This window comes from Pseudomonas alliivorans (assembly GCF_017826695.1).
Taxonomy (GTDB): domain Bacteria; phylum Pseudomonadota; class Gammaproteobacteria; order Pseudomonadales; family Pseudomonadaceae; genus Aquipseudomonas; species Aquipseudomonas alliivorans.
In genome coordinates this window covers 165,398-176,493 of sequence record NZ_JAFFZW010000005.1, presented here as the reverse complement: position 1 = coordinate 176,493, position 11,096 = coordinate 165,398, and the positions used below count along the sequence as shown (strand labels likewise).

The following is an 11,096-nucleotide window of genomic DNA, read 5'->3' as shown; positions in this document are numbered from 1 at the left end:
TGAAGGCCGAAACCGGCTTTCAACCTTCAGGAGCGGACATGTCCACGAAGACTGGCTTACAGACGCCCCATTTCGACTGAATGTACCGCTCCACGTCAGGAGCGCGCTGAACCCCTCTCTCCCCTATACTGCGCACCGATAAACCTTCACACATCGAAAAGGATGTCGTCGCGTGCTTTGGATTTGCCTGGTGGTGGGCGGTGCGGTGCTGGGGTACTCGGTCAGTTACGACGAGTGGGAAGGCATGCTCATCGGCGCGGTCATGGGCTGGGGGCTATGGGCGGGTGTCCGCCTGTACCTGCTGGACAAGCGCTCGGCCGAACAGTCTGTGGAACTGCTGGCAACGCGCAAGACCGTCGAGTCCCTTCAACAACGTCTGACGCTCCTCGAATACCCGCCTGTTCCAAGCCCGCAACCGGCCGCCGAAGCGCAGCATGCCGCTCCGTTGCCCGCCGACTCGGTCATTATCGCAGCCCAGACCACCGGGCCTGAGCTGATCTGGGACCTGCCGGCCGAGGAAGCACCTGCAGCACCCGTCATCGCCCCGAAAACTCCGGCATCTTTAGGCAAAACACCGGCCACGCCATCCTCACCCAGCCTCGTCGAAAAGACCCTGTCCAGCGCCGTCAGCTGGCTGATGGGTGGCAATACGGTTTTGCGGGTCGGCATCGTGGTGCTGTTTCTGGGACTGGCTTTTCTGTTGCGCTACGCCACCGAAGGCATGGTCGTCCCCATCGAAGCGCGCTATGCAGGCGTGGCCTTCAGTGCACTGGCATTGCTGGGACTCGGCTGGTGGCTGCGCCTTCGCAACGCACCTTACGCACTGATGCTTCAGGGTGCTGGCATCGGCGTGCTGTACCTGACGGTATTTGCCGCCATGAAACTGCACACGCTGCTCGACCCGACGCTGGGCTTCGGGCTGTTGGTGGCGATCACGGCGTTCTCTGCCGTTCTGGCCCTGACCCAGAACTCCCTGGCGCTGGCCTGTGCAGGCGCACTGGGCGGTTTTGCCGCGCCGCTTCTGGCCTCGACCGGGCAGGGCAGCCACGTGTCGCTGTTCAGCTACTTCGCCCTGCTCAACGCAGGCATCTTCGCCATCGCCTGGTTCCGGGCCTGGCGCATCCTGAACCTGATCGGCTTTTTCGGCACGTTCGGCATTGGCTTTGCCTGGGGTATCAAGGCGTACACACCCGAGTTGTTCTGGAGCACCGAACCATTCCTGATCCTGTTTTTCCTCATGTATCTGGCGATCGGCCTGCTGTTCGCGCGACGCAAGCTTCAGGAACAGGCAAGCGGGCCACAGAATGACAGCCGCACGGCGCTGCTGCGCTGGTCGGCGCGTCAGGGCGACTATGTCGACGGCACGCTGTTGTTCGGGACGCCCATCGTCGGGTTCGGCCTGCAATATGCGCTGGTCGAACACCTGGAACTGGGCGCTGCATTCAGCGCATTGGCGCTGGGTGTGATTTACATGGCACTGGCGCGAGGGCTGGCAGCACGAGGCTCGGAGCGGACTGCTTTGCTGATGGAAACCTGCCTGGCGCTGGGCGTGGTGTTCACGACACTGGCGATCCCGCTGGGGCTGGGCTCGCAATGGACGACCTGCGCCTGGGCCGTGGAAGGCGCAGCCATTTTCTGGCTGGGCATGCGCCAGCACCGGATGTTGGCGCGCGCATTTGGTCTGTTCCTGCAACTGGCCGCCGGCGTCACTCTGCTGGGCAACCAGGACCTGTCGGACGCATCACTGTTGCTCCACGGTGATGACTGGACAGCGATGATTCTGGCGATTGCCGCCTTCGTCAGCGCCGGGTGCATCCATCGCTACAAGACATTGACGCTGGTGGATCAGGAATTGGCCAGAGCACTGCTGATTGTCTGGGCTGCGGCATGGTGGATGTTTTCCGTCATCAGCTTCATCCAGCTGTTCGTGCCCGTCTCGCTGCGGACCTCCGCCCTTCTGATAGCGACTGCCACCAGCGTCGTGCTCTGGAGCATCGCGGCATCGCGGCTGCGCTGGCCCGACCTGGCGACGTTGTGCGCCACACTGACACCGTTTTGCACCGTTCTGTTGCTGACCTCGCCAGGCACTTGGTATCACCCGGCACAGGATGGCGGCTGGCTGGCCTGGCTGGCCGTGGTCGCAGTGCACCTGGTCTCGCTTCGGCGTCTGGCAGAACTGCTGCCGAGCCTTGCGACTCGCATTGCACATATCGTCGGCTGCTGGCTGATCATTGCCTTACTGGCGCTGGAACTGCGTTTCGGGCTGATGCAATTGTCCGAGCAGTACAACGCATGGCGCTGGCTGGGCTGGGCCATTGTGCCGAGTCTGTACCTGTGGGCGATGACGTCGCAGCGCCAGTGGCCGTGGCCGGTATCCGCCTACCCTGAGGCGTACCGGGTCTACGCGGCCGCTCCCTTGGCCGTACTGATGCTCGCATGGTTCTGGCTGGCCAACATTTTCAGCGACGGTGCTGCCGATCCGCTGCCGTATGTCCCGCTGCTCAACCCCCTGGAAATCGGTCTGTTGTTCTCGCTGACAGGCGTCTTCCTGTGGATGCGCCATTGTTTGCCGAAAATGGGTCTGGATGACCTCCGCTCGCGCAATATTCCTTTGCTCATGGCAGGCGCTTCAGTCTTTGCGCTGGTCACGGCAATGATCATGCGTACCGCACATCACTGGGCTGACGTGCCCTGGAACACCGAAGACCTGCTCGAATCGATGCGCGTTCAGGCAGGGCTGTCGATCATCTGGACGTTGATGGCGCTGGCGCTGATGATCGGCGGGCACATGCGCGCTCACCGGCACATCTGGCTCGGTGGCGCGGCGCTGATCGGTGTCGTGGTGATCAAACTGTTCTTCATCGAACTGGGCAATCGTGGCGGCATGGAACGCATCGTCTCGTTCATAGGAGTTGGCATTCTGCTACTGGTGGTGGGATATTTCGCACCATTACCGCCGAAACCTCCCGTTACCCAGGCTGACGGGGAACCCGGCACGGCTCCAACCGCTGAGCCGAACAGCCCATGAGGAAACCGTTCTTGAGTCGCTCAACCTTGAAAATCGCTGTGCTCGGCATGACCCTGTGCACGACGATGGCCGCCCATGCTCAAGACAAACCGGCCGATTTCGCCAGCCAGACGCCGCTGACCCTGAGCGGTGACGGCCCTTGGTATCGCATCGAACTGCCGCTTTCGGTGCAGCTCAATGCGCGGCAGGCCGACCTGAGCGATCTGCGCGTTTTCAATAACGAAGGTCAGCCCCAGGCGTATGCCCTGAATCAGAAGCAGGCTTCGCAGGAACAGGAGCCCACGCCGATTCCGGTCAAATGGTTCGCGCTCTACAGCACCCAGGAAGCCGGTGACGCTCCGCCGGTCATTCGCATCGAGCGCGCCACCAATGGCACAGTGATCGAGGTCCAGCCGCAAAGCGACATCGAGGCGGGCGAAGAAGTGCTGCGCGGCTGGCTGCTGGATACCAGTGCGATCAAAGCCCCGCTTGAACAACTGATCATCGACTGGAGCGCCGAGCGCGAGGGTTTCCAGAGTTTCAGCATTGAGGCCAGCGATGACCTTCAGCACTGGCGCAACTGGGGTGAAGGACAGGTTGCACGCCTTTCGTTCGCCGACGAAGTGGTCGATCAGCGTGAAGTCGGTCTGCCCGGTCAGAGCGCTCGCTATCTGCGCCTGTTGTGGCGCTCGCCGCACAGCGCGCCCACGCTGATCTCGGCCCACCTGTTTGCCGCTGACAGCGAAACGCCGACCCCGCCGCTGACCTGGTCACCACCGGTCGCTGGCATGGTCGAAAAGGCCAACGAATATGTCTGGGAGCTGCCTGCGGGCCTGCCGGTCGAGCGCGTAAAAGTCGACATCGACCAGCCCAACAGCCTCGCACCGGGCACTCTCTATGCCCGCAGCGACATCAGACAGCCCTGGCAACCGGTCAGCAGCGGGCTGCTGTATCGCCTGACGCAAAATGGCAGCGATGTGGTTCAGGATCAGTTGCAATTGTCCGGGCGCATCGTCCAGCACCTCAAACTGGTGGTCGATGACCGCGGTGGCGGACTGGGCACCGAAGCGCCAGCACTGAGTGTCGCCGTGCGAGCCAGTGAAGTGGTGTTTCTGGCGCGTGGCAACGGGCCGTTCACCCTCGCGGTAGGCAATACCTCCGTCAAAGCCGCCAACCTCTCGCTGGCGATGCTCATTCCCGATTTCACCCCGCAGAAACTGGCCACGCTCGGCACGGCGAAACCGACCACCGCTACAGTCGCCAACATGGCTGCCCCGTTGCCGGCAGTACAGGAAAGCATCGACTTCAAGCGCATCGGACTCTGGGCCGTGCTGGTGCTGGGCGTGCTTTTTCTGGGCTGGATGGCGATGAGCACCTTGCGCGCGTCGAAACGCTGACAGGCCATCCAGGACCGCCGGATTCCAGCTACGCTGATCCGGCGTATGAACTGAAACAGTCATAAGCCAGTCTGATAGCAGTATTACGTCGCTACTCGCGTTAAACTGCGCGGGTTTTCATACCCCCTATTTTCGGAGCTATCCATGTCCCGCGTTACACTAAGTCGCTACTTGATTGAGCAGACCCGCAGCAACAACACTCCTGCCGATCTGCGCTTCCTGATCGAAGTAGTGGCGCGAGCATGCAAGGAAATCAGCCACGCCGTCTCCAAAGGCGCGCTGGGCGGCGTACTCGGCAGCATGGGTACCGAGAACGTGCAGGGCGAAGTACAGAAAAAGCTCGACGTGATCTCCAACGAGATCCTGCTGGAAGCCAACGAATGGGGCGGTCACCTGGCAGGCATGGCGTCCGAAGAAATGGACAACGCCTACCAGATTCCCGGCAAATACCCTAAAGGCGCCTACCTGCTGGTGTTCGACCCATTGGACGGTTCGTCCAACATCGACATCAACGCGCCGGTCGGCACCATCTTCTCCGTGCTGCGTTGCCCGAACCAGTACCTGAGCCAGAACGAAGCCCTGAACGAAAAGGCTTTCCTGCAGCCAGGCACCGAGCAGGTCGCTGCCGGTTATGCGATCTACGGTCCACAGACAATGCTGATCCTGACCCTGGGTGACGGCGTCAAAGGCTTCACGCTGGACCGCGAAATGGGCAGCTTCGTGTTGACTCACGAAGACATCACCATTCCCGAGACCACTCAGGAATTCGCCATCAACATGTCCAATCAACGCCACTGGGAAGCCCCGGTTCAGCGTTACGTGGAAGAGTTGCTGCAAGGCGAAGAAGGTCCGCTGAAGAAGAACTACAACATGCGCTGGGTCGCGGCGATGGTTGCCGACGTGCACCGCATCCTGACCCGCGGTGGTCTGTTCATGTACCCACGTGACAGTCGCGAGCCTTCCAAGCCGGGCAAACTGCGCCTGATGTACGAAGCCAACCCGATGTCGTTCCTCGTTGAACAGGCAGGCGGCGCGTCCACTGATGGCCATCAGCGCATCCTCGACATTCAGCCTGAAGGTCTGCACCAGCGTGTCGCGGTGTTCCTGGGCTCGAAACAGGAAGTCGAGCGCGCCACCGCTTACCATAAAGAGTAAGAGGAACAGACCGATGCGTGCGCCCTGGCTGCCGCTGCTCGACTGGTGGTTCGGTTCTGCCGAATCGCCCACTGAAGTGGTGAAATCCAGAAACACGCTCTGGTTTGGCAAGAAGAAGGCCAATGACACCGAAGCGCGAGAGCGCTTTGGTGATCAGGTCGAAAAGGCTCTTTCAGGCGGACTGGCCGAATGGGCGGAAAACCCCAAGGGCTGGCTGGCGTTGATCCTGTTGCTCGATCAACTGCCGCGCATGATCCATCGCGACACCCCCAAAGCCTTCGCCGGCGACTCGCGTGCGCAGTCACTGGTCAAACACGGCTTGAAGCTGGAGCGCGATCAGCATCTGGATCCGTTGCAGCGCACCTTTATCTATCTGGTGCTGGAACACAGTGAAGACCTCGCCGACCAGAATCGGGCCATCGCCTGCTTTGCCCGCCTGCTTCCCCTGCTGCCCGCCACGGATAGAGACTACTTCAAGAGCAGTCTGGATTACGCCGAACGCCATCAGAAGATCATTGCCCGTTTTGGGCGCTTTCCGCATCGCAATGCCATTCTGGGCAGGTCATCGACCGACGAAGAGATAGAATTTCTCAAGAAACCCGGCTCAAGCTTCTGATCGGCCAGATAAATCCTCGCGCCTGCCGGGAACCAGATCGGGTTTTTCTCTTCTAAGCTTTCGGTATTGCGCCAGCGTCAGGCTGCATCAGCCTGCGTTGCGACGCGACCCCCTTCCGTTCAGGAGCTACATCCATGTCCTTGCGCTATGTCGCGTTACTGTCGTTTTGCGTGTTTCTGGCTGCGTGCAGCAAAATCACCCAGGAGAATTACGCCAAGCTCTCCGCTGGCATGCCCAAGGCTCAGGTCGAGTCCCTGCTGGGCAGCCCGACCGAGTGCTCGGGTGCGCTAGGCATGTCCAGTTGCACCTGGGGTGATCAGAACACCTTCATCAGCGTCCAGTACGCAGCCGACAAGGTCGTGCTGTTCTCGGGCCAGGGCCTCAAATAAACATGATCAAGGTACTCGTTCGGTTTGGTATCTTCGTGATGGCCAGTTTCCTGGCAATCGGCTTTGCACACTCGGCTGACAACCTCGAGCCGAGGACCGTCGACAGCGTCGATCTCAAGCAGTATCAGGGCACCTGGTACGAGCTGGCGCGCTTGCCCATGTTCTTCCAGCGCAAGTGCGCCCAGTCCGAAGCCCATTACGCACTCAAGGATGACGGCACTATTGCCGTGACCAACCGCTGCCGCACCCTCGAGGGCGAGTGGCAGGAAGCGACCGGCACAGCGACACCGCAGGTGCCGGGCAAGACCGACAAACTGTGGGTCGTGTTCGACAACTGGTTCTCGCGTCTGCTGCCGGGCGTCGCCAAGGGTGATTACTGGGTACTGGACATCGGCAACGGCTACAAGACCGCCGTGGTCGGCAACCCGGACCGCAAATACCTGTGGCTGCTGTCGCGCACGCCGACCGTCTCCGAATCGGTCAAACAGGACATGCTGAGCAAGGCTCGCCAACAGGGTTACGACACCTCACGCCTGATCTGGCGCGAGGATGATTCGAAGATTGGCAAAGAAGCGAAGTAACGGTTCAAGCGGAGAAGTCTGATCGTGCCCACCGACAGGCACGATCAGGCAATGACGACTCAGTTCTGGTGATACTGCGCCGACAATTCGTGGACCGCCTCAATGAAAGCGCCCGCATTCGCGGGGTCGACTTCCGGCGTAATGCCATGACCCAGATTGAACACATGACCGGTGCCGCTGCCGTAGCTGGCGAGAATGCGTGCGACTTCCTGGCGGATCGCTTCAGGACGCGCATACAGCACGGTAGGGTCCATGTTGCCCTGCAATGAAACCTTGCTGCCGACACGCCGACGCGCTTCACCGATGTCGCAGGTCCAGTCCAGCCCCAATGCATCGGCACCGGCATCGGCAATGCTTTCCAGCCACAATCCGCCACCCTTGGTGAACAGAATCACCGGCACCTTGCGACCGTCATGCTCGCGGATCAGGCCGTTGACGATCTTGCGCATGTACGCCAGAGAAAACTCCTGATAGGCCGCCGAAGACAGGCTGCCGCCCCAACTGTCGAAAATCTGCACCGCCTGCGCACCCGCCAAAATCTGGCCGTTGAGGTAAGTGGTGACCGACTGCGCCAGCTTGTCCAGCAACAGGTGCATGGCTTGCGGGTTGTCGTAGAGCATCGCCTTGGATTTACGGAAGTCCTTCGACGAGCCGCCTTCGACCATATAGGTCGCCAGTGTCCACGGGCTGCCGGCAAAGCCGATCAGCGGAACGCGACCATTGAGTTCGCGGCGGATGGTGCTGACCGCGTCCATCACGTAACCCAGATCCTTCTGCGCGTCAGGGATCGGCAGGGCTTCGATGTCAGCCAGTGTGCTGACAGTCTTCTTGAAACGCGGGCCTTCGCCGGTTTCGAAATACAGGCCCAGCCCCATCGCATCGGGAATGGTCAGAATATCGGAGAACAGGATCGCCGCGTCCAGCGGGTAGCGATCCAGCGGCTGCAGCGTGACTTCACAGGCGAACTGCGGGTTCTTGCACAAGCTCATGAAGTCCCCGGCGCTGGCGCGGCTGGCACGGTACTCGGGCAGATAGCGGCCCGCCTGACGCATCATCCAGACAGGGGTCATGTCCACGGGTTGCTTGAGCAGGGCGCGCAGGAAACGGTCGTTCTTCAGGGCAGTCATGTCGGCATCCGCTATAAAAGTGCGGGCATTTTCTCAGAGCGCGACGCAAAAGGCACGGCAAGAGCCGTGCCTTTTATCTATCGGGTCGATTTGCCGCAGGAGCCGGTGGGTGACTGAAGTCACTCAGCCCTGATTTTTTACGGGTTGGATTGCATGATATTTTTTATCCAGTCTTCAAAAAAAGACACGCGCGTGTACTGACCGGTGCCGTCGAACAGCGTACGACTGACCAGCCCGACTTCAACATAGTCATTTCCAACGCGATACAGGAGAGGCCCACCGGAATCACCACCCGCCTGATTGTAGCCCGCGCAGATGTTGTTTTCCGGATTGAAGTGAGTGTCGGGGTAGCCTTCTGGAACGTAGATGCACCGCACATCAGTCAGTACACGGCCCTGTCCCTGGTAAAGACATCGGACAATTCGCCGGCGTCGGTTCTACCCAGCCCGATCAGCGTCACCGGAGAGCCGTCCCTGAGCGGGACAGGTGCCTGATGGCTGTCCAGCCTAAGGAAATCAGTGCTCTGCGCTGGACGGGTCAGCTTGACCAGAGCGATGTCGTATTGGCCCCGGTTCAAATCCGCATGAGGGAAAATCTTGCCGATTGCGATGCGCTCTTTCTCGATGAGTTCGGGTCGATACTGCTCAAGACCGATACTGACCAGGCGCGCTTGAGTGTCGCGCAGACAGTGCTCAGCGGTCAAAACCCATTGAGGCGCAATCAGCGCACCACCACAGACATGCGCACCATCTTCCTTGACCAGTGCCGCAAAAAACGGATATTGCCCGCGAGGTGCGGGCTCACCGCCGATGATCTTTCCGATGCCATCGGTGGAACGGTCCGCGACACAGCCACCCAGAGTGGCGACCAGAAAAATTAACGCGAGTAGCTTGTTCATGATCAACTCCCTGATCGTGACTGTTTTTCGTTACAACGCCGCTGCGATCCTGCAACGCACGTCGAGGTTGAGGCCTGTCAGACGAGTCATGACTCGCTGGACCGGTTTTCAGTAAAACGAAATGAGTCGGAAGCGGGAACTGTCAGAACTGACAGCAAAGGCGGGGAAACAGCCTGATGAAGGCTGGTCAGACTTGAGGCGCGGAACCTGCGCCCGCCAAACAACAGATGATTAACTGACTAAACGCTGCATTGTGGGAGACGGCTTGCCGGCGATGAAGTCGGCGCGGTGTGTCAGACGATCCGTGTCATCGTTCATCGCGGGCAAGCCCCCTCCCACAGGGTAAGTTGTTGGGGCGATCAGATCAGGCAGTTGCGGACTGAAGGCTTAACGCTCTCGATTTACAGCGCCGAAACCATCAAACGCCCAGGTAATCCAGAATCCCTTCAGCCGCGTTACGGCCTTCGAAGATCGCGGTAACCACCAGGTCGGACCCACGAACCATGTCGCCACCGGCGAAGATTTTCGGGTTGCTGGTCTGGTGCTTGTACTGAGACTGCTCCGGCGCAATCACGCGGCCCTGACTGTCGGTGTTGATGGTGGAGGGCTCGAACCATGCAGCCGGGCTCGGACGGAAGCCGAAGGCGATGACCACGGCATCGGCCGGGATGATTTCCTCGGAACCCGGAATCGGCTCGGGGCTGCGGCGACCACGGGCATCCGGCTCGCCGAGACGTGTCTCGACCACTTTCACGCCTTCGACCTTGTCTTCGCCAACGATAGCGATCGGCTGACGGTTATAGAGAAACTTCACGCCCTCTTCCTTGGCGTTCTTCACTTCCTTGCGCGAACCCGGCATGTTTTCTTCGTCACGACGATAGGCGCAGGTCACCGACTTGGCACCCTGACGGATCGACGTACGGTTGCAGTCCATCGCCGTGTCGCCACCGCCTAGCACAACGACCCGCTTGCCTTTCATGTCGACAAAATCTTCAGGCGACTTTTCGAAGCCCAGATTGCGATTCACGTTGGCGATCAGGAAGTCGAGCGCATCGTGCACGCCTGGCAGGTCTTCACCGGCAAAGCCGCCTTTCATGTAGGTGTAGGTGCCCATCCCCATGAAAACGGCATCGTACTCTTCGAGCAACTGGTCGATGGTGACGTCCTTGCCGATTTCGGTATTGAGGCGGAACTCGATACCCATACCGGTGAACACTTCGCGACGATGGCTCAGCACGCTCTTTTCGAGTTTGAATTCGGGAATACCGAAGGTCAGCAGACCGCCGATTTCCGGGTTCTTGTCGAACACCACCGGCGTCACACCACCACGCACCAGTACATCGGCGCAACCCAGGCCGGCAGGACCGGCGCCGATGATTGCCACGCGCTTGCCGGTGGGTACGACCTTGGACATATCAGGACGCCAGCCCATGGCGAAGGCGGTGTCGGTGATGTACTTCTCGACCGAACCGATGGTCACGGCGCCGAAGCCGTCGTTCAGGGTGCAGGCACCCTCGCACAGACGGTCCTGCGGACACACGCGACCGCAGACTTCCGGCAGGGTATTGGTCTGGTGCGACAGTTCGGCGGCCGCCAGAATGTTGCCCTCGGCCACCAGCTTGAGCCAGTTGGGAATGAAGTTGTGCACGGGGCACTTCCATTCGCAATACGGGTTACCGCAGCCCAGGCAACGGTGCGCCTGATCGGCGGACTGCTGGGGCTTGAAGGGTTCGTAGATCTCCACGAACTCTTTCTTGCGCTGACGCAGCAGCTTCTTCTTCGGGTCTTTACGCCCGACATCGATGAACTGAAAGTCGTTACTTAGACGCTCGGCCATTCTCTAGAACCTCTACACGACAGCTTCAGGCCATGGCCGTGAAGCTGCAGGAAATCATGTTCGCAGGCGTTCGCGCACTGCTGTGGTCG

The 11,096-nt window shown here is 60.2% G+C and carries 10 protein-coding genes; 6 read left to right on the top strand and 4 right to left on the bottom strand.

Features of this window, described 5'->3' with window-relative positions:
* Positions 1 to 172 precede the first annotated feature (172 nt).
* From JTJ32_RS15575 to JTJ32_RS15550, 6 genes are all read left to right on the top strand, one after another.
* Positions 173 to 3,028 carry a DUF2339 domain-containing protein gene (locus JTJ32_RS15575; RefSeq protein WP_210042577.1) on the top strand — a complete coding sequence of 952 codons (2,856 nt, stop codon included), beginning with the start codon at positions 173 to 175 and terminating at the stop codon, positions 3,026 to 3,028.
* A 26-nt stretch (positions 3,029 to 3,054) separates the two neighbouring features.
* A complete protein-coding gene (locus JTJ32_RS15570) occupies positions 3,055 to 4,404 on the top strand; it encodes a DUF3999 domain-containing protein (RefSeq protein WP_210042665.1) in 1,350 nt (449 codons plus the stop codon).
* 144 nt (positions 4,405 to 4,548) lie between these two features.
* Positions 4,549 to 5,559: a class 1 fructose-bisphosphatase gene (locus JTJ32_RS15565; protein ID WP_099229364.1), complete on the top strand. Its 1,011-nt coding sequence runs from the start codon at positions 4,549 to 4,551 to the stop codon at positions 5,557 to 5,559.
* 13 nt (positions 5,560 to 5,572) lie between these two features.
* Complete coding sequence (locus tag JTJ32_RS15560; protein ID WP_099229363.1) at positions 5,573 to 6,175, top strand: DUF924 family protein; 603 nt, start codon at positions 5,573 to 5,575, stop codon at positions 6,173 to 6,175.
* 134 nt (positions 6,176 to 6,309) lie between these two features.
* Positions 6,310 to 6,564, top strand: a complete 255-nt coding sequence (gene bamE / locus JTJ32_RS15555) for an outer membrane protein assembly factor BamE domain-containing protein (protein WP_004882706.1) — start codon at positions 6,310 to 6,312, stop codon at positions 6,562 to 6,564.
* Positions 6,565 to 6,566: 2 nt separating this feature from the next.
* The gene (locus JTJ32_RS15550) at positions 6,567 to 7,145 is read left to right on the top strand and encodes a lipocalin family protein (protein ID WP_099229362.1); all 579 of its coding nucleotides are present in this window, start codon (positions 6,567 to 6,569) and stop codon (positions 7,143 to 7,145) included.
* A gap of 59 nt (positions 7,146 to 7,204) precedes the next feature.
* Here the strand turns inward: JTJ32_RS15550 and hemE are convergent, their stop codons facing one another.
* The 4 genes from hemE to JTJ32_RS15530 form a co-directional block, all read right to left on the bottom strand.
* The gene (gene hemE, locus JTJ32_RS15545) at positions 7,205 to 8,272 is read right to left on the bottom strand and encodes a uroporphyrinogen decarboxylase (protein WP_210042576.1); all 1,068 of its coding nucleotides are present in this window, start codon (positions 8,270 to 8,272) and stop codon (positions 7,205 to 7,207) included.
* Positions 8,273 to 8,409: 137 nt separating this feature from the next.
* Positions 8,410 to 8,649, bottom strand: a complete 240-nt coding sequence (locus JTJ32_RS26535) for a trypsin-like serine protease (RefSeq protein WP_210042575.1) — start codon at positions 8,647 to 8,649, stop codon at positions 8,410 to 8,412.
* Between the two features lie 5 nt (positions 8,650 to 8,654).
* Positions 8,655 to 9,170, bottom strand: coding sequence for a S1 family peptidase (locus JTJ32_RS15535; protein ID WP_210042574.1), 516 nt, complete (start codon positions 9,168 to 9,170; stop codon positions 8,655 to 8,657).
* Between the two features lie 418 nt (positions 9,171 to 9,588).
* Complete coding sequence (locus tag JTJ32_RS15530) at positions 9,589 to 11,007, bottom strand: FAD-dependent oxidoreductase (RefSeq protein WP_099229359.1); 1,419 nt, start codon at positions 11,005 to 11,007, stop codon at positions 9,589 to 9,591.
* Positions 11,008 to 11,096: the final 89 nt, after the last annotated feature.

Bases quoted from the DNA above. Each gene is read 5' to 3' on its own strand.
- JTJ32_RS15565 (WP_099229364.1), top strand. From the start codon at position 4,549: ATGTCCCGCGTTACACTAAGTCGCTACTTGATTGAGCAGACCCGCAGC.
- JTJ32_RS15560 (WP_099229363.1), top strand. From the start codon at position 5,573: ATGCGTGCGCCCTGGCTGCCGCTGCTCGACTGGTGGTTCGGTTCTGCC.
- bamE (WP_004882706.1), top strand. From the start codon at position 6,310: ATGTCCTTGCGCTATGTCGCGTTACTGTCGTTTTGCGTGTTTCTGGCT.
- JTJ32_RS15550 (WP_099229362.1), top strand. From the start codon at position 6,567: ATGATCAAGGTACTCGTTCGGTTTGGTATCTTCGTGATGGCCAGTTTC.
- hemE (WP_210042576.1), bottom strand. From the start codon at position 8,272: ATGACTGCCCTGAAGAACGACCGTTTCCTGCGCGCCCTGCTCAAGCAA.
- JTJ32_RS15535 (WP_210042574.1), bottom strand. From the start codon at position 9,170: ATGAACAAGCTACTCGCGTTAATTTTTCTGGTCGCCACTCTGGGTGGC.
- JTJ32_RS15530 (WP_099229359.1), bottom strand. From the start codon at position 11,007: ATGGCCGAGCGTCTAAGTAACGACTTTCAGTTCATCGATGTCGGGCGT.